Source organism: Janthinobacterium sp. CG_23.3, from assembly GCF_046115965.1.
Taxonomy (GTDB): domain Bacteria; phylum Pseudomonadota; class Gammaproteobacteria; order Burkholderiales; family Burkholderiaceae_D; genus Janthinobacterium.
Genome location: NZ_JBJXIB010000126.1, coordinates 1 through 18,021 on the forward strand (window position 1 = coordinate 1; position 18,021 = coordinate 18,021).

Annotated in this window: 17 protein-coding genes and 2 tRNA genes; 10 read left to right on the top strand and 9 right to left on the bottom strand. The window is 64.1% G+C overall.

Annotation, left to right across the window (positions count from 1 at the left end):
- The first annotated feature begins 483 nt into the window (after positions 1-483).
- From ACFDR9_RS22615 to ahpF, 3 genes are all read left to right on the top strand, one after another.
- Entirely contained in the window at positions 484-885 is a 402-nt protein-coding gene (locus tag ACFDR9_RS22615; RefSeq protein WP_409032446.1) for a DUF3597 domain-containing protein, read from the top strand.
- A 203-nt stretch (positions 886-1,088) separates the two neighbouring features.
- Positions 1,089-1,652 carry an alkyl hydroperoxide reductase subunit C gene (gene ahpC, locus ACFDR9_RS22620; RefSeq protein ID WP_017878372.1) on the top strand — a complete coding sequence of 188 codons (564 nt, stop codon included), beginning with the start codon at positions 1,089-1,091 and terminating at the stop codon, positions 1,650-1,652.
- 171 nt (positions 1,653-1,823) lie between these two features.
- Complete coding sequence (gene ahpF / locus ACFDR9_RS22625; RefSeq protein WP_409032447.1) at positions 1,824-3,428, top strand: alkyl hydroperoxide reductase subunit F; 1,605 nt, start codon at positions 1,824-1,826, stop codon at positions 3,426-3,428.
- A 63-nt stretch (positions 3,429-3,491) separates the two neighbouring features.
- Here ahpF and ACFDR9_RS22630 read toward each other — a convergent pair whose 3' ends face one another.
- Together ACFDR9_RS22630 and ACFDR9_RS22635 are read right to left on the bottom strand one after the other, a co-directional pair.
- A complete protein-coding gene (locus ACFDR9_RS22630; protein WP_409032448.1) occupies positions 3,492-3,689 on the bottom strand; it encodes a hypothetical protein in 198 nt (65 codons plus the stop codon).
- A gap of 1 nt (position 3,690) precedes the next feature.
- Entirely contained in the window at positions 3,691-4,086 is a 396-nt protein-coding gene (locus tag ACFDR9_RS22635) for a RidA family protein (protein WP_409032449.1), read from the bottom strand.
- A gap of 130 nt (positions 4,087-4,216) precedes the next feature.
- Here ACFDR9_RS22635 and ACFDR9_RS22640 point away from each other — a divergent pair, with 130 nt between their 5' ends.
- The gene (locus ACFDR9_RS22640; RefSeq protein ID WP_409032450.1) at positions 4,217-5,110 is read left to right on the top strand and encodes a LysR substrate-binding domain-containing protein; all 894 of its coding nucleotides are present in this window, start codon (positions 4,217-4,219) and stop codon (positions 5,108-5,110) included.
- A 15-nt stretch (positions 5,111-5,125) separates the two neighbouring features.
- Here ACFDR9_RS22640 and ACFDR9_RS22645 read toward each other — a convergent pair whose 3' ends face one another.
- The 5 genes from ACFDR9_RS22645 to ACFDR9_RS22665 form a co-directional block, all read right to left on the bottom strand.
- On the bottom strand, positions 5,126-6,247 hold the full coding sequence (locus ACFDR9_RS22645; protein ID WP_017878377.1) for an AI-2E family transporter: 1,122 nt from the start codon (positions 6,245-6,247) through the stop codon (positions 5,126-5,128).
- Entirely contained in the window at positions 6,244-6,723 is a 480-nt protein-coding gene (locus ACFDR9_RS22650; RefSeq protein ID WP_017878378.1) for a cyclic nucleotide-binding domain-containing protein, read from the bottom strand. The genes ACFDR9_RS22645 and ACFDR9_RS22650 overlap by 4 nt, the downstream gene beginning before the upstream one ends.
- A 214-nt stretch (positions 6,724-6,937) precedes the next feature.
- Positions 6,938-7,014: transfer RNA gene (locus tag ACFDR9_RS22655), tRNA-Asp, on the bottom strand.
- 52 nt (positions 7,015-7,066) lie between these two features.
- Positions 7,067-7,142 (bottom strand) — tRNA-Val (locus ACFDR9_RS22660).
- 124 nt (positions 7,143-7,266) lie between these two features.
- Complete coding sequence (locus tag ACFDR9_RS22665) at positions 7,267-9,411, bottom strand: S9 family peptidase (protein ID WP_409032451.1); 2,145 nt, start codon at positions 9,409-9,411, stop codon at positions 7,267-7,269.
- Positions 9,412-9,519: 108 nt separating this feature from the next.
- Between ACFDR9_RS22665 and ACFDR9_RS22670 the strand changes: the two genes are divergently transcribed.
- From ACFDR9_RS22670 to ACFDR9_RS22680, 3 genes are all read left to right on the top strand, one after another.
- On the top strand, positions 9,520-10,788 hold the full coding sequence (locus ACFDR9_RS22670; RefSeq protein ID WP_017878380.1) for an MFS transporter: 1,269 nt from the start codon (positions 9,520-9,522) through the stop codon (positions 10,786-10,788).
- A gap of 229 nt (positions 10,789-11,017) precedes the next feature.
- Entirely contained in the window at positions 11,018-12,094 is a 1,077-nt protein-coding gene (gene dinB / locus ACFDR9_RS22675; RefSeq protein WP_409032452.1) for a DNA polymerase IV, read from the top strand.
- A gap of 118 nt (positions 12,095-12,212) precedes the next feature.
- Positions 12,213-13,109, top strand: a complete 897-nt coding sequence (locus tag ACFDR9_RS22680; protein WP_017878382.1) for a recombination-associated protein RdgC — start codon at positions 12,213-12,215, stop codon at positions 13,107-13,109.
- Between the two features lie 87 nt (positions 13,110-13,196).
- Here ACFDR9_RS22680 and ACFDR9_RS22685 read toward each other — a convergent pair whose 3' ends face one another.
- On the bottom strand, positions 13,197-13,682 hold the full coding sequence (locus ACFDR9_RS22685) for an asparaginase domain-containing protein (RefSeq protein ID WP_017878383.1): 486 nt from the start codon (positions 13,680-13,682) through the stop codon (positions 13,197-13,199).
- A 151-nt stretch (positions 13,683-13,833) separates the two neighbouring features.
- Here ACFDR9_RS22685 and ACFDR9_RS22690 point away from each other — a divergent pair, with 151 nt between their 5' ends.
- Positions 13,834-14,589, top strand: coding sequence for a hypothetical protein (locus ACFDR9_RS22690; RefSeq protein WP_017878384.1), 756 nt, complete (start codon positions 13,834-13,836; stop codon positions 14,587-14,589).
- An 82-nt stretch (positions 14,590-14,671) separates the two neighbouring features.
- On the opposite strand, the gene ACFDR9_RS22695 is transcribed toward ACFDR9_RS22690, so the two are convergent.
- Entirely contained in the window at positions 14,672-15,670 is a 999-nt protein-coding gene (locus ACFDR9_RS22695) for a D-2-hydroxyacid dehydrogenase family protein (protein ID WP_017878385.1), read from the bottom strand.
- A gap of 230 nt (positions 15,671-15,900) precedes the next feature.
- Between ACFDR9_RS22695 and ACFDR9_RS22700 the strand changes: the two genes are divergently transcribed.
- Together ACFDR9_RS22700 and ACFDR9_RS22705 are read left to right on the top strand one after the other, a co-directional pair.
- Complete coding sequence (locus tag ACFDR9_RS22700) at positions 15,901-16,023, top strand: hypothetical protein (RefSeq protein ID WP_269746257.1); 123 nt, start codon at positions 15,901-15,903, stop codon at positions 16,021-16,023.
- Entirely contained in the window at positions 16,020-17,885 is a 1,866-nt protein-coding gene (locus ACFDR9_RS22705; protein WP_409032453.1) for a phosphoenolpyruvate carboxykinase (GTP), read from the top strand. The genes ACFDR9_RS22700 and ACFDR9_RS22705 overlap by 4 nt, the downstream gene beginning before the upstream one ends.
- Positions 17,886-18,021: the final 136 nt, after the last annotated feature.

Genomic DNA, 18,021 nt, shown 5'->3' on the forward strand with positions numbered 1-18,021 from the left:
TATCCAAAACACGCAAAGCCAGGCCGAAGCCGCACAAGCACATGGCCCAAAAACCATGTTAAAAGGTTGGAAAATCCTTAACTTGGGTGGATTGCCCGCGTGGGGGTGTATGTCGATGGCAGGTGAATAGTATATCAGAAAGATGATAAATTTAACAAAGTTTACTGTAAGGAACTATCGCGATTTGGTGAGGCAGGTGGCAGGCGCGGGGGTGTCGAAGTGTAGTTAAGCGACCGGTGGAGTGCTGTCGGCAGGAGGGGCGACGCGGCGGATTGGCGCCGTGGGCTGGCCGCCAGCGCTGGCCGGTGAAGAATTCACCTTGAAAATATGGCATTCAGTACAATGTTAGTGGGGAGGTAGCGCGTAGTTTTCCGCGCTTGTCCTTGCCACGCCTCTGCGCAAGCCCTGCTCTTAGCGGCGAATCCCAACGTACATCCCTTCTGCAGAGGCTTCATCCACTCCACTTTTTTTCGAGGTGTTTTTATGGGTATGCTCAGCAATATTTTCAACAAAATTTTCCACCGCGACGCCCCGGCCGCTACTGCCCCAGCGCCAGCCGGTGGCCCCGCCGCCACACCAACGGCCGCCGCGCCTGGCCAGACCGCTCCGGCGCCGGTTGCAATGGAAGAGGTCGATGTCGAGGCCCTGCTCAACGGCAAGGCCGAGGCGCGCGCCGAGAAACTCAACTGGCGCACCTCCATCGTCGACCTGCTCAAGCTGCTCGACCTCGACAGCAGCATGAGCGCGCGCAAGGAACTGGCGCAGGAGCTGCACTTCAGCGGCGACACCAACGACTCCGCGTCGATGAACATCTGGCTGCACCGCCAGGTCATGAACAAGCTGGCCGCCAACGGCGGCAAGGTGCCGGCCGATCTGAAAGATTGATCGCCAGCACTTAGATCTGCCCCGCGGCCCGCCAGCATTTCCGGCGGCCGCTTCCCGAAAGACCAGGAACAGGGATAATACTGTTCGTCGTATGCGGTAGCGATAGTCAAAACAAATCAAAACTATTGTAACAATCAATTTTGCATATGAATGAAAACACCGTAAACTACGTTCATTGATTCACCACCCACGAGGAAACAACAATGTCTCTCATCAACACACAAGTTAAACCGTTCAAAGCAACCGCCTACCACAACGGCAAATTCGTCGAAGTGAGCGAAGAGTCCCTGAAGGGCAAATGGTCGGTATTCGTGTTCTACCCGGCCGACTTCACCTTCGTCTGCCCGACCGAACTGGAAGACTTGGCCAACAACTACGCCGAATTCCAAAAGATGGGCGTGGAAATCTACGGCATCTCGACCGACACGCATTTCGCCCACAAGGCGTGGCACGACACGTCGGACGCGATCAAGAAAGTGAACTACCCGTTGATCGGCGACCCAACCACCGTGCTGTCGCGCAACTTCGAAGTGTTGATCGAAGAAGAAGGCCTGGCGCTGCGCGGCACCTTCGTCATCAATCCAGAAGGCCAGATCAAAGTGTTGGAAGTGCATGACAACGGCATCGGCCGCGACGCTTCCGAACTGCTGCGCAAAGTCAAGGCGGCGCAATACGTCGCGTCGCATCCGGGCGAAGTGTGCCCGGCGAAATGGACCGAAGGCGCAGCCACCCTGACCCCATCGCTGGACCTGGTCGGCAAGATCTAAGCAGTCGCAGCAATAGTAGTGTCGATGCCGTTAGCGTACTCAGCACCAACGGCGTATATGCGGGGTCGGGCCTTCTCGCCTTGGCGCCAGGGGTCCGACCCCAGCCCCTGCCTTTGCTTGTGAAAAAACGCTCGCGGCATCACCAAATCTGTAAAAAACAAGGAAAACATCATGTTAGACGCCACCCTCAAAGCCCAGTTGAAAGCCTATTTGGAAAAGGTCGTGCAGCCGATTGAGATCGTCGCGTCTCTCGATGACAGCGCCAAATCGGTGGAATTGCGTGAACTGCTCCAGGAAATCGACCTGTTGAGCGAGCGCATCACGCTGGTGGAACGCCGCGACGACGCCGAGCGCAAGCCGTCGTTTAGCATCAACCGTGCCGGATCCGATGTGGGCGTGCGTTTCGCCGGCATCCCGATGGGCCATGAATTCACCTCGCTGGTGCTGGCGCTGCTGCAAGTGGGCGGCCACCCGGTCAAGCTGGACCAGGCGACGATCGAACAGATCCGCAACCTCGACGGCGATTACGCCTTTGAAACCTATATCTCCCTGACGTGCCAGAACTGTCCGGAGGTGGTGCAGGCGCTGAACGTGATGTCGATCATCAACCCGCGCATCCGCGCCGTGACCATTGACGGCGGCGTCTTCCCGGCCGAGGTCGAGGCGCGCCAGATCATGGCGGTGCCGACCATCTACCTGAACGGCGCCGTGTTCGGCCAGGGCCGTTCCGGCGTGGAAGAGATCCTCGCCAAGCTCGACAGCAACGCCGGCGCCCGCCAGGCCGAGCAGCTAAGCAAGAAGGACGTGTTCGACGTGCTGATCGTCGGCGGCGGCCCGGCCGGCGCGGCGGCGGCGATTTACGCGGCCCGCAAGGGTATCCGCACCGGCGTGCTGGCCGAGCGTTTCGGCGGCCAGGTGCTCGACACCCTGGCGATCGAGAACTTCGTGTCCGTCAAGGAAACCGACGGCCCGCATTTCGCCATCGCGCTGGAACAGCACGTGAAGTCGTATGAAGTCGACATCATGAACATGCAGCGCGCCGCCAAGCTGGTGCCGGGCAGGTTGATCGAAATCACCACCGCCAACGGCGCCGTGCTCAAGGCCAAGTCGGTGGTGCTGGCGACCGGCGCGCGCTGGAGGGAAATCAACGTGCCGGGCGAGCAGCAGTACCGCAACCACGGCGTCGCGTATTGCCCGCATTGCGACGGTCCGTTGTTCAAGGGCAAGCGCGTGGCGGTGATCGGCGGCGGCAACTCCGGCGTCGAGGCGGCGATCGACCTGGCCGGCCTGGTCAAGCATGTGACCCTGATCGAGTTCGGCGCCGAACTGCGCGCCGACGCGGTGCTGCAGCGCAAGTTGCACAGCCTGCGCAACGTCACCGTGATCACCTCGGCGGCCACCACCGAGATCCACGGCGACGGGAGCAAGGTCAACGCGCTGAGCTACAAGGACCGCAACGGTGGCGCCAACGACGAGCTCAAGCGGGTCGAGCTGGAAGGGGTGTTCGTGCAAATCGGCCTGGTGCCGAACACCGAATGGCTCAAGGGCACGCTGGCCCTGTCGCGCCACGGCGAGATTGAAGTCGACGCCCGCGGCCAGACCTCGATCCCCGGCGTGTTCGCCGCCGGCGACGTGACGACGGTGCCGTACAAGCAGATCGTCATCGCCGTGGGCGAAGGCGCGAAGGCCGCGCTGAGCGCCTTCGACCACCTGATCCGCTCGGACGACGACGAAGTGGTTGAGGAGTCGGCGGAAAAGCAGGCCATGACCGCCTAAGCCGCTGCCGCGACGACAAAGCCGGAACCGCCCCAGGGCCGTTCCGGCTTGTCTAATCGTACCTCAAGGATTTCCGCCAGTCGCGCGCGTGCGCTCCGCATGGCGCCGATCTTCATTCGCCAGGTCGGCCACCGGGGACAGGGCCGCGCCGTCGAATTCGTCGAGCGCCGCGCCGCGCAGCACCCGCGCCGGCCAGTCCGGGTGGGTCAGCGCGCCGCGCCCAAGCGACACGAGGTCCCCATGCGTAGCGGTGGTACGCATATCAGCTCCCGGCGTTCGGACGCACAGCGGCGATGGCCTCGATCTCTATCATGGCCGCCGGATCGTACAGGGCCTTGATCTCGGCAATGGTGTCGGCCGGATAGGGCGCCGCGAAGAACTGGCGGCGCAGTTCCACCACCTCCTTGAAGTTGCCCATATCGGTCACGAAGATCGTCACCTTGATGACGTCTTTCAGGCTCGAGCCGCCGGCTTCGAGCGCGCGCTCGAGGTTGGCGAACGCCTGCTCTCCCTGGGCGCGGAAACCGCCGGCGACAATGTTGCCATCGTCGCCGGCGCCCGCTTGACCGGAGACGAACAGCAAATCGCCGAATTTGATCGCTTGAGAAAGCAGGAAGGGTGCGTAGTTGTCCGGTTGGGTAATGATTTGTTCGAGCATGATTTACGTCTTTCATAAGTGGAGGAGTGCGCGCTGTGCCAGGGCCGCAGGGAGAAGATAGGCCTGCGCCGCTGCGTTGACAAACGTTCAGTTGTCAGGCATAACATGCATTATTTTCACCTGTACATCCATGCGGCGACTCCCACCACTCTCGGCACTACGCGCGTTTGAAGCGGCGGCCCGCCATGGCAGCTTCAAGCGCGCCGCCAATGAACTTGCCGTCACGCCGACGGCGATCAGCCATCAGATTCGCTTTCTCGAGGAATACACCGGCCTGGCGCTGTTCGAGCGGCAGGTGCGCAAAGTGGTCTTGACCGACGCCGGGGTGGAGCTGTATCCGGTGCTGCGCGACGGTTTCAATGCTGTCGAGGCGGTCCTGCAGCGCCTGGGATCGGCGCAGCCGCGCCGCCGGGTCATCATCTCGGCTACCAACGCGTTTATGGCGCGCTGGTTGGCGCCACGGGTGGCGGACTTCCGAAAGTTGTATCCCGAAATCGACCTGGAGCTGAACGCGTCCGACCAGGCGGTCGATCTTGGGTCCGATGTCGCCGACGTGGCGATTCGCTACGGGCGAGGGCCGTATCCCGGCATGGTGGCGGAGCCGCTGTTCGCCGACCGCTTCGCGCCGGTGTCCAGCCCCCGGCTGGGAACATTGGGAACGGCGGATCTGGACCGGGTGCCGTTGATCGATTTCAAGTGGACCCAGGAGCATCCGCTCAACCCTACTTGGAAGAACTGGTTCGCGGCAGCGGGCTTACCTTGGCAGGCACGCCACGGTCGGCTGCTCTTTTCGGACGAGGGCCACGCCATCCAGGCGGCATTGGCCGGCCAGGGAATTGCACTGCTGAGCCTTGAGCTGGTGGCGGACGACATCGCGGCCGGGCGCCTGACGCAGCCGTTTGGCCCGAGCATACCCGGGCACACCTATCATCTGGTCCGAAGCGCGGGCCATATACACGGGCCGCATGTCGACGCGGCATTGGCCTGGTTGCGCGGCCAAACCCGCGGGCCGGCCAAGCCTTAGCACCGGCGCCGGCGCCTACAGCGCCAGGTCGGCGCTGGCCTGGCGCGCGCGTAGCGCCAGGGCGTTGCGGTGGCGCGCGCGCAGGCGCGGGTTGGTGATCAGCCGGCCCATGGTTTCGCCGACCACCATCACCACGCCCAGCAGCGGCAGCACCATCATCAGCCCGGCCACGCCGGCCACCGCGCCGCCGACGAAGATCATCAGCACGCTGATCAAAGGGTGGATGTGCAGGCTGCGTCCCAGCGTCATCGGCATGAAGATGAAGTCGTCGAGCAGGCGCACCAGCACGAACACGCCGATGGCGCTGTAGGCCACCAGCGGCGAGGCCGGCGCGTCGGTCGAGGCGACCATGACCACCATCACGCAGCCGACGATGGAGCCGACGAAGGGCACCCAGGCCAGCAGCGCCGAGATCAGCGCCAGCACCAGCGGCGACGACAGGCCGATGGCCCACAGGCCCAGCGCCAGCACGGCGGTGTCGATGACGGTGAGCTTGATCAAGCCCTGGAAGTAGTTGCGCGCGGTCTGGTCGACTTCGTGCAGCAGGTACAGGGCTTTTTCAAAGAAGGCGTTGGGCACCGCGCGCATCAGGAATTTCTTGAAGCGGCGGCCGTCGCGCAGGAAGAAAAAGCTCAGGAAGGGCGCCAGCAGCAGCGACGGCAGCGCCGCCGCGACCGACACCAGCACGCCGGTCAGGTGGCTCTGCACGAAGGTGTCGCTGTAGTTGGCGATGCGGCGGTTGAGGATGCGGCCCAGGTGGATCTGCCGCAGGATCGGGAATTTCTGTTCCAGCGACAGGATGGCGTCGCGCACGAAGGCGGTGCCGCCGGCCAGGTAGCGCGCCAGCAGTTCCTGCCAGGTGCCCGACGACGGCGAGACCCAGACCACGGCGGCCACCGCGGTCAGGCTGACGACGGCGAAGAACAGCAGCACGACGGTCAGCACGGCCAGGGTTTGGCCCATGCCGGCGCGCACCAGGCGCTGCGCCGGGCCGAGCAGGATGTAGTAGAGGATGATGCCGAACAGGAAGGGGATGGCCAGCCACAGCATCCGTTCGAGCAGGAACAGCAGCACGCAGGTGGCGCCGATGATGCCGCCCCAGACCACCGGGCCGGAGCGTTGCGTCAGCTGGTTCATAGCGCGTCGACTTGCGGATTGCCGCTCATGTAGTCGCGCAGGCGCTGGCCGATGTGGCGCGCCAGGGCCAGTGCGACCTTGTAGCCGATGACGGCGTCCGTTTCCATCAGCGCCAGGAAGTCGGCGCGGAAGAACACCGCCAGTTGGCAGTCGCCCTGGGCGCGCGCCTGGGCGCTGCGCGGCGAGTCGTCGAGCAGGGCCAGGTCGCCGAAGAAGGCGCCGGCCGACAGTTCGGCCACCACTTCGACGCCGCTTTCCTGGCGCCGGCTGATCAGCACGCGCCCGGCCATGACCAGGTACAAGGCCTGGCCGTCCTCGCCCTCGTCGAAGACGATTTCGTCGGCCAGGAAGCTGCGTTCGTGCAGCACGCTGTCGACGGTGCGCAGTTCAAGTGGCGTCAGCGCGGCGAACAGGGCCGACTCGCGCAGGCGGTGCAGGCGCGGCGTCAGCGCGGGCGATTTCAGGAAGGCAAACATCAAGGAAACTCCGGGCGGTGGATATGCCCGCTCATTGTCGTCTGTTTTTGGAGTTGCCGTGCGCACACACGAAAATCTTGCGTGGAAAAAACCACAGGGCCGTGCCAAGCCGACTTGCCGCGGCGCGTGGCGCGGGCGATCGCGGATCTGCGAGGGGAGCTGAAAAAGACGCTGAAAACGGAATAAGGGCCCGACGAATCGGGCCCTTATAAATTGGCGGAGTGGACGGGACTCGAACCCGCGACCCCCGACGTGACAGGCCGGTATTCTAACCAACTGAACTACCACTCCAAGCTTGTTTGATCTGTACTCCGATCCATAAAGCATGAATGATTTTCTGCGCTGGTGGGGGCTGAGAGGCTCGAACTCCCGACCTACGCCTTGTAAGGGCGCCGCTCTACCAACTGAGCTAAGCCCCCAGCTGCTTACCTTAGAAAACCATCCGACGTTTGTCACCACGTCTGAAGTGCCGCTATTATAGGGGGCGCCCGGCGTCGCCCGCAAGGGCTTTTTTCAAGAAAAACCTGAGACGGCCCCCTAGACCTATTCGGCGATGCCCCACTGCGACAGCATCCACGCCATCTGGAAGGCTTTCTCGCCGATGGCGTTGTAGCGCCCGGACGCGCCGCCGTGGCCGGCGCCCATATTGGTTTTGAGCAGCAGCGGCTGGGCGTCGGTCTTGAAGGCGCGTAACTTGGCGACGTACTTGGCCGGCTCCCAATACATCACCTGGCTGTCGTTCAGGCCGGTGGTCACCAGCATCGCCGGGTAGGCCTTGCGCTCGATGTTGTCGTACGGCGAGTAGCTCTTCATGTAGTCATAGGCGGCCTTCTGGTTCGGGTCGCCCCATTCCAGGTATTCGCCGGTGGTCAGGGGCAGGCTGGCGTCCATCATCGTGTTCATCACGTCGACGAAGGGCACGGCCGCGTGCACCGCGCGAAACAGCTCGGGGCGCATGTTGACCACCGCGCCCATCAGCAGGCCGCCGGCGCTGCCGCCCTCGATGATCAGGCGCTCCGGGCTGGTCCATTTTTCCCGCACCAGGTAGTCGGCGCTGTCGACGAAGTCGTTGAAGGTGTTTTTCTTCTTCATCAGCATGCCGTCGTCGTGCCAGGACTCGCCCAGCTCGGTGCCGCCGCGGATCTGCGCCTGCACGTAGACGACGCCGCGTTCGAGCAGGCTGATGCGGTTAAGCGAGAAGCCCGCCTCCATCGGGATGCCGTAGGAGCCGTACGAGTACAGCAGCAGCGGCGCCGAGCCGTCCAGCTTGACGCCCTTTTTGTAGACGGTCCACAGCGGCACCTTCACGCCGTCGCGCGCGGTGGCCCACAGGCGCCGGCTTTCGTAGCGGCCGGCGTCGTAGCCGCCGACCACTTCCTGTTGCTTGAGCACGCTGCGCGCGCCGCTGCCCATGTCGACGTCGAGCACCATCGGTGGCGTCACCGGCGACTGGTAGGACATGCGGTAGCGCGTCGCCGTGTATTCCGGCGTGCCGGCGCCCAGCGCCAGGTAGACCGGGTCGTCGAACTGCACGGTTTTCCACTGCTTGGCGGCGAAGTCGTAGATGCGCGCGCGGTTCAGCGCGCTGGCTTTTTCAAGCGCCACCAGGTAGTCGCGGAACACGTCGACATCGCTCAGCAGCACCTGCTTGTCGTGGGCGATCAGCTCGACCCAGTTCCGCGGCTGCGGCGCGTTCAGCGGCGCGCGCACCAGGCGGAAATTCTTGGCGTCCTTGTTGGTCTTGATGTAGAGCTGGCCGTCGCGGTGCTCGACGCTGTAGCGGTGGCCGGTTTCGCGCTTGAGCACGCTGCTAAAGGACGCCTGCGGCCGCTGCGCCGGCAGCAGGCGCACCTCGGTGGTGTCGGTGCTGACGATGTTGAGTTCAATGAATTTCTTGTCGCGGGTGGCGCCGACGTACATTCTGAACTGCTCCACCGGCTCGTAGTAGACCTCGACCGGCGCGCCGCCCAGGCGCAGGCGTAGCAAGCGGTCGGAACGCTTGGTGGTGGCGTCTTCCTGCACCAGGAACACGGTGCGGTTGTCGGTGGCCCAGGCCAGCGTGGTCACGCGCGGCGCGGTGTCGCTGAGTAGCTTGCCGGTCTGCAGGTCGAGGATGTGCAACTGGAATTGGCGGTAGCCGGTGGTGTCGGTGGTGTAGGCCAGGAAACGCTCGTTCGGGCTGACGGAAAAAGCGTCGACCGCGAAAAACTTGTGGCCCTGCGCCAGCTTGTTCTGGTCCAGCAGTACCTGCTCGGGCGCCTTGTCGTCGTAGCCCAGGTCGGCGCCGGCGCGGCGGCGGCAGTTGATCGGGTATTGCTGGCCCGCCTCGGTGCGGGTGTAGTAGTAGTAGGCGCCGCGCCGGGTCGGCACCGACAGGTCGACTTCCTGCATGCGCCCCTTGATCTCGCCGTACAGCTTGTCGGCCAGCGGCTGGATGGCGGCCGTCATCGCCTCGGTGTAGGCGTTTTCCGCGTTCAGGTAATCGATGACCTGCGTCGACTCCTTCTTGTGCAGCCAGCGGTAGTCGTCGGTGACGATTTCGCCGTGGCGGGTTTCCTGCAAGGCGCTCTTGGCCGCGACGGGCGGCGCCGCCGCCGTGCCCAGGCCGGCGGCCGACGCCGGGCCGGCGGCCGCCAGCGTCATGGCGAGGGTCGAGATAGTGCGGGCAGAAATTTTTAACGAAGACACGCGTACTCCTTAAATAATTTTGTGTCAATATTGTAGAGCCGCACTACGGAAAAACGAAGTTCTTTCGGACCCGCGCCATAAAACGACAACGACAATAAAGGACGGCAGATGAGCAGCAATGAAGATGCGGTATACGCGAAGGTCAGCTGGCGCCTGGTGCCATTCCTGTTCCTGTGTTACGTGGCGGCCTACCTGGACCGCGTCAACGTCGGCTTCGCCAAACTGCAAATGCAGGCCGACCTGCAATTTAGCGACACCGTGTACGGCATCGGCGCCGGCATTTTCTTCATCGGGTACTTCCTGTTCGAAGTGCCGTCCAATCTCTTGATGAGCAAGACCGGCGCGCGCATCTGGATCGCCCGCATCATGATCACCTGGGGTCTGATCTCATCGGCGCTGATGCTGGCCGACGACGCCACCACCTTCTACGCGTTGCGCTTCCTGCTCGGCGTGGCGGAGGCCGGCTTCTTCCCCGGCGTGATCCTGTACCTGACGTACTGGTATCCGGCGCGGCGGCGCGCCCGCATCATCGCCCTGTTCATGAGCGCGGTGGCGGTGGCCGGCATCGTCGGCGGGCCGCTGTCGGGCTGGATCATGAAGCGCTTCGCCGGCCAGTCCGGCCTGGCCGGCTGGCAATGGCTGTTCCTGCTCGAAGGCGTGCCGTCGGTGCTGATCGGCGTCTGGACGCTGTTCTACCTGGACGACGACATCCGCTCGGCGAAGTGGCTGGCCGAAGACGAGAAGCAAGTGCTCGAACGCGGCATCCGCGCCGAGGCGCAGGGCAAGGCCGCGATGAGCCTGCGCCAGGTGTTTGGCAGCGGCAAGGTGTGGCTGCTGGCGCTGGTCTACTTCTGCTTCGTCATGGGGCTGTACGGCGTCAGCTTCTGGCTGCCGCAATTGATCAAAAACACCGGCGTCAAGGACGTCTTCGACGTCGGCCTGCTGACGGCGATTCCGTACACCGTGGCGGCGCTGACGATGGTGCTGGTGGCGCGCCATTCCGACCGCAGCGGCGAGCGGCGCTGGCACGCGGCCTGGTCGGCGCTGGCCGGCTGCGCCGGACTGGTCGTCTCGACCATCTACGCCGACAACACCGTGGTGGCGATGGCGGCGCTCAGCGTCGGCACGGCCGGCATCCTGTCGACGCTGCCGCTGTTCTGGAGCCTGCCGACGGCGCTGCTGACGGGCACGGCGGCGGCCGCCGGTATCGCCATGATCAATTCGATCGGCAACCTGGCCGGCTTCGCCAGCCCCTACCTGGTCGGCGCCATCAAGGACGCCACCCACAGTACCGCCACCGGCATGTACATGCTGGCGGCCAGCCTGCTACTCGGCGGCCTGCTGGTGGTGTGCGGGGTCAAGCGCGGAGCAAGCTGACGCCCGGGCAATACGACAACCGCGGGGGCGGGTCTCGACATAAGGGTTTGCTTGCCGCCGGCTAGGCAAACTCCGTCGCCGGGCAATGGATCAAATGCAAGAACCTTCATGTCGAGCGCCGACCTCAACGTTTCTGAGGCTTGCGGCAATTTGTATTTCAGGTAATACTGTATGCATTTACAGTATATTGCCCCGCAGCCGGGGTAGTCACAGCCACGGCGAATTGCGATTGAATGCCCCCGACCGAAAAATCATCCATTGCGACTGCGACTGTTTCTACGCGGCGGTGGAGATGCGCGACAATCCCGCCTTGCTGGGCTTGCCTGTGGCGGTCGGCGGCCGCGCCGATCAGCGCGGCGTCGTCGCCACCTGCAACTACGAGGCGCGCCGCTTCGGCATCCATTCGGCGATGGCCACGGCGCAGGCCCTGCAGCGCTGTCCCGGTCTGATCGTGCTGCCGCCGGCGATGGAAAAATACCGGATCGCGTCGCGCCAGATCCTGGCGATCTACCGCGACTATACCGACCTGGTCGAGCCGCTCTCGCTCGACGAGGCTTACCTCGACGTCACCGACACGCCCCACTGCAAGGGCAGCGCCACCTTGATCGCCCAGGAAATCCGCGCGCGCATCAAGGCAACGGTCGGTATCACCGCCTCGGCGGGCGTCGCCAACAACAAATTCGTCGCCAAGATCGCCAGCGACTGGAACAAACCCGACGGCCTGTTCCTGGTACGCCCGGACGAGGTCGACGCCTTCGTCGCCGCGCTGCCGGTGAAAAAGCTGTTTGGCGTTGGCAAGGTCACCGCGGCCAAACTCAACGCGCTGGGCGCGCACACCTGCGGCGACCTGCGTGCGTGGAGCGAACACGACCTGGACCGCCATTTCGGCCGTTTCGGCCTGCGCCTGTTCCAGTTGTGCCGAGGCATCGACACGCGCGCCGTGTGCAACTCGCATGAGCGCAAGTCGGTGAGCGTCGAGGAAACGTACACGCCCGACGTGCCCGACCTGGCCGCGTGCCTGGGTCTGCTGCCGGACTTGTTCGAGAGCTTGCTGGAGCGTATCCAGCGCGCCGGCGCCGGGCAGCATGTGCAAAAGCTGTACGTGAAGGTGCGCTTCGCCGATTTCCACCAGACGACGGTGGAATGCGTGGGGACGGCGCCGCTGCTGGCGCAGTTCGAGAAATTGCTCGACACCGGTTACCAGCGCGGCCGCCAGCCGGTGCGGCTGCTCGGCTGCGGCGTGCGCCTGGGCGAGGCGGTCAACGTCGTGCAACTGTCGCTGTTCGACCATGAAGCGCAGGTCTGAGCGTCGCGCCAGCGTCGCCCGGACGGTTTTTTGATGGTGCCAATCAACTCCGTCGCGTCGCCGCGACCGTGTAAAATGGCATTCCCCTGGCACTACTGAAACAACGGAAGACAAAACTATGTGGTTCAAGAATCTCCAAATTTACCGTCTGCCCGCTCCTTGGGCCTATACCCCGGAACAACTGGAAGCGGCGCTCGCGTCGAACACCTTTACGCCGGCCACCAGCATGGATCTGATGCGCCAGGGTTGGGATTCGCCGCGTAACAACGGCACCTTGGTTCACGTGGTCAACAAACAAATGTTAATCCTGCTCGGCACCGAAAAGAAACTGCTGCCGGCCACCGTGATCAACCAGGTTGCCAAGGCGCGCGCCGCCGAGATGGAAGAAGCCCAGGGCTTCGCGCCGGGCAAGAAGGCGATGAAGGAACTCAAAGAGCGCGTCGCCGACGAGCTGCTGCCGCGTGCCTTCAGCATCCGCAGCAACGTCTGGACCTGGATCGACCCGGTCAACGGCTGGCTGGTGGTGGACGCCGCCAGTCCGGCGAAGGCCGACGAAGTGATCAAGTTACTGCTGAAAGCCGTCGATAAGCTGCCGTTGGAGAGCCTGCGCGTGCAGCGTTCGCCGGTTGCGGTGATGACCGAATGGCTGCAGGCCGACGACGCCCCGAGCGGCTTCACCGTCGACATGGATACCGAATTGCGCGCCACCGGCGAGAGCAAGGCGACCGTGCGCTACGTGCGCCACACGCTGGAGGCGGACGACGTGCGCCGCCACATCGCCGCCGGCAAGCAGTGCACCCGCCTGGCGATGACGTGGAACGACAAGATTTCCTTCGTGCTGACCGAGTCGCTGGCGATCAAGAGCATCAAGCCGCTCGACGTGATCAAGGAAACCGAGTCCAGCACCAAGAACGACGACGAGCGTTTCGACGGCGATGTGATGCTGATGACGGGTGAACTGAGCAAGTTGATGGCCGATGTCGTGGAAGCGCTGGGCGGCGAAGCGACCGCGTAAGCGCGCCGTTGCCGTCCCGCACATAAAAAAGCCCGCGCAAGCGGGCTTTTTTATGCCTCAGCGTCATACGGCGGGCTGTCGCGTCAATTACAAGGGCTGGAACACGCCGGCGGCGCGGTTCTTCTGCACGTTGTCCCAGGCGAAAATCTGCCCGTTCATCGCCACGTATACGCCGGCGGCGAGGATCTGCGCGGCGGCGCAGGCGAAGCCGAGGTTGAACAGCGCGTCCGAATTGTCTATTTCATACGGGATCATCGCGCCGGTCAGCACCACGGTGCGCTCCAACTTGGCCGCGCCCAGCACCGCCGCCGTCAGCGGCATGGTGTCGGTGCCGTGGACGATGACGATGGCCTTTTCCGGCGCGGCGGCGCACGACGCCAGGATGCGCGCGCGGTCGGCGTCGACCATGTCGAGCGAGTCCAGCAGCGTCAATTGCTCCAGCTCCACGGGCACCGTGATGCGCGCGCGCGCGATCGCGGCCGGCAACTGGCTGTCACGGAAGCCGAGCACGCCGTTGAGTTCGTTGTAGTGCTTGTCGAAAGTGCCGCCGGTGGCGAGGATGCGCAGTGTCATGATGAGGTCACGATGTCAGTGGAGAATGAGGCGAATCATAACGTGAAGCGAGGCCGCCGTGTAGCCTGCGCGGCGTCATACGGTTCGCCGCGCCGGTCTGGAAAATTCGCCGAACTGTGCGTACACTAGCTTCTTTGCCCGGTTCATACGTATGAAAGCGCTCGCCGCAGGTACCGTCATTTTCCACCGCCATCGCGGCTACGGCGTCATCACGTCGGTCAACTTGTTGACCGGCTGGATCGCCGCCCGTTTCGGCAGCGAGGCGCGCACCCTCGACCTGAACTTGTCGACCGACGCGGTGCAGTTCGCCGACGGCGAGGCGATCCTGTTCCGCCGCGCGCCGCCCGACCGCATGCCGCACGCGCGCCTGATGGCGATGGTGCGCGAGCTGCACCGGGCCGGCTACCAGCGCCTGTATTTGTACTCGTGGCCGAAGCCGTCCGGGCTGCACTGGCGCTGGCACCTGTTCACCGGCACGCGCGACTGGATGCAGCGGCCCTGGCGCGAGGGCTGGTACGGCTCCGGCGCCGACTACAACGTCAACCCGGTGATGGGCTGGGGCGACACGCCGGGCGCCTCGACCGAGGAGCTGATCCACGCGCTGGCCAAGTTCGATCCGCAGGGCCTGGCGCGCGCGCTCGGGCGCGACGAAGACCACAGCGTCTGGTTCGGCGGCGTCTGCGACGCCCTGTTGCCGGGATATATGTACAGCCTCGACATGCAGCGCCCCGCCGGCGCGCCGTTGCAGCAGATGCCGCCGGTGCCGGTGATCGCGGTGCGCGCCAGCCTGCCGGTGTACGCCGGCCCGGCGCTGGCGTGGCCGCCCGGCTGGGCCGGCCTGTGGTCCGGCGTGCATGTGATGCCGGCGCCGGCGCTTAACCTGACTGGTGTGCCGGTGTTGCGCTAGGGGCAGCTTGTTGGCTTGCCCTTAAACCACAGGCCCCGACCCCGGCTCTGTGCCGTTGGTGTAAAACGAGGCCGGCGGCGCGTCAGCCGCGCCGGTTCGCCTGGTATCCGGGGTTGAGTACGCGGCTGCACGCGCCGTTGGCGAAATCGGCGACGTTTTGCAACGCGTATTGAAAATACAACTCGTAGCTGTCCTTCTCGACATAGCCCAGATGCGGCGTGGCCAGCACGTTGGGCATGCGCAGCAGCGGCGAGTCGGCCGCCAGCGGTTCGGTGTTGAACACGTCCAGCGCGGCGCCGCCCGGCTTGCCCAGGCGCAGCGCCGCCTCCAACGCGCCGTCCGCCACCAGTTCGGCGCGGCTGGTGTTGACGAACAGCGCGCCCGGCTTCATCCGCGCCAGGTCGTCGGCCGTCACCAGCGCCCGGGTGGCGTCGTTCAGGCGCAGGTGCAGGCTGAGCACGTCGGCTTGCTCGAAGAACGCCTCGCGCGACGCGGCCGCCCGGTCGCCGGCCGCCACCGCCGCGTCGCGGCTGGCCTGGCTGCCCCATACCAAGACCGGCATGCCGAAGGCGCGGCCGTAGCCGGCGATCAGCTGGCCGATCTTGCCGTAGCCCCAGATCGCCAGCGTGCGCCCCTTCAGCACCGTGCCCAGCGTGTTGGCCGGCTGGTGGGTCGAGACCATCTGCCACAAGCCGTCCTTCAAATTGCTGGCGTAGGGCACGATCTTGCGCTGCGCCGCCATGATCAGCGCCCAGGTCAGTTCGGCCGGCGCGGTGGGCGAGCCGACGCCCTCGGCGATGGCGATGCCCAGCTCGGTCGCGGCGGCCACGTCGATGTGGCCGGCCACCTTGCCGGTCTGCGAAACGAGCCGCAGATTCGGCAACTTCGCCAGCAACGCGCGGTTCAGGCTGGTGCGCTCGCGGATCAGCACCAGCGCGTCGTACGGCGCCAGCCGGATCGCCAGCTGGCCCATGCCGCGGATCGAATTGGTGAACACTTTAACGTCGTGCCCGTCCAACAATTTGAAGCTGTCGAGATCGCGGATGCAATCCTGGTAATCATCGAGAATCGCGATTTTCATCGTAGTTGGCCGATCTTAAATAGAATTTGGTAGCGAAATAACGGTATTGGAAAAATTTTGAATAGCCTACTACATTAGTCAACCATTTCTACTACATTTTTGCTTTAAACGGGTATTGGCAGGTGTACAATCGCCGACAATTTTTAGAATTCGCAGTGTATGAGTTCACGCAATACGTTCCACCAGCCCGATCACATTATTGGGGTGTGCGTCCCGAGGACGCAATCGACATGACCGCCGTACCGCAACTCCCGTTCGATGTCGAACGGCCGCAGCGCAAGCCACAGGCTGACGACGATCCTGCCGTGCCGGAACACGACAAGTTTTCTTTATTGGCATTGGAGGTACTATGAATCAGCCCGTCATGGGTGGCGTTGCAGCACTCAACGTCCCAGCTTACATTAAACAACAACAACTGATCAATTGGGTTGCAGAAATTGCATCGCTGACCAAACCGGACCGTATCTACTGGTGCGATGGTTCGCAGGAGGAATACGACCGCCTGTGCGCCGAAATGGTTGCCAGCGGCACCATGACCCGGCTGAACGACGCGAAGCGCCCGAATTCCTACCTGGCCTGCTCCGACCCGAGCGACGTCGCCCGCGTCGAAGACCGCACCTACATCTGCTCGGCCACCAAGGAAGAGGCCGGCCCGACCAACAACTGGACCGAGCCGACCGAAATGCGCGGCACCCTCAACGGCCTGTTCGACGCTTGCATGGTCGGCCGCACGATGTATGTGGTGCCGTTCTCGATGGGTCCGCTGGGCTCGCCGATCGCCCACATCGGCGTCGAACTGTCCGATTCGCCTTACGTCGCCGTCAACATGAAAATCATGACGCGCATGGGCCGCGCGGTCTACGACGTGCTGGGTACCGACGGCGCCTTCGTGCCGTGCGTGCACAGCGTCGGCGCGCCGCTGGCGGCCGGCCAGAAGGACGTCAAATGGCCGTGCAACGCCACCAAGTACATCGTGCATTTCCCGGAAACCCGCGAAATCTGGTCCTACGGCTCCGGCTACGGCGGCAACGCGCTGCTGGGCAAGAAATGCTTCGCGCTGCGCATCGCCTCGAACATGGGGCACCAGGAAGCCCAGGCCGGCGGCACCGGCTGGCTGGCCGAACACATGTTGATCCTCGGCGTCGAATCGCCGGAAGGCAAGAAGCACTACGTCGCGGCGGCCTTCCCTTCGGCCTGCGGCAAGACCAACTTCGCCATGCTGATCCCGCCGGCCAGCTTCAACGGCTGGAAAGTGACGACCATCGGCGACGACATCGCCTGGATCAAGCCGGGCGCCGACGGCCGCCTGTACGCGATCAACCCGGAAGCGGGTTACTTCGGCGTGGCCCCGGGCACCAACACCAAGACCAACTCCAACTGCATGGCGTCGATGCATGAAAACACCATCTTCACCAACGTCGCGCTGACCGACGACGGCGACGTCTGGTGGGAAGGCCTGACCAAGGAAGCCCCGGCCCACCTGATCGACTGGCAGGGCAAGGACTGGACCCCGGCCGGCGGCACCAAGGCCTCGCATCCGAACGCCCGCTTCACCGTCGCCGCCACGCAAAACCCGGTGATCGACCCGGCCTGGGACGATCCGGCCGGCGTGCCGATCTCGGCCTTCATCTTCGGCGGCCGCCGCTCCACCACCGTGCCGCTGGTGACCGAGGCGCGCAACTGGGTCGAGGGCGTCTACATGGCCGCGACGATGGGTTCGGAAACCACCGCCGCCGCAGCCGGCCAGATGGGCGTCGTGCGCCGCGATCCGTTCGCCATGCTGCCGTTCATCGGTTACAACATGAGCGACTATTTCCAACACTGGCTCAACATGGGCGAGAAGATCGGCGCGATCAACCCGGCCGCGCTGCCAAAGATTTACTGCGTCAACTGGTTCCGCACCGACGAAGCCGGCAAGTTCGTCTGGCCCGGCTTCGGCGACAACATGCGCGTGCTGAAGTGGATGCTGGAGCGCATCGAAGGCAGCGCCGGCGGCGTCGAGAACGTCTTCGGCACCACGCCGCAGTTCGGCGACTTGAACTGGGACGGCCTGCCGTTCACGCAAGAGCAGTTCGACACCATCACCTCGATCGACAAGGCGGCGTGGCTGGACGAGCTGAAGTTGCACAGCGAATTGTTCGAGCGCCTGGAATACCACCTGCCGCAAGAGCTGGTGGCCACCAAGGCCGAACTGGAGAAACGCCTGGCTGAATAAGCCGGCTTGGAATAAAAAAACGGCGCGTTCGATACGCGCCGTTTTTTTGTGCGCCCAGCATGGGCGCACTCTTGTGGGTGAAAGTCCCGCCGTGAGCTGACCACAGCGAACGAAGTGAAGCGCAACTGCGGAAGGG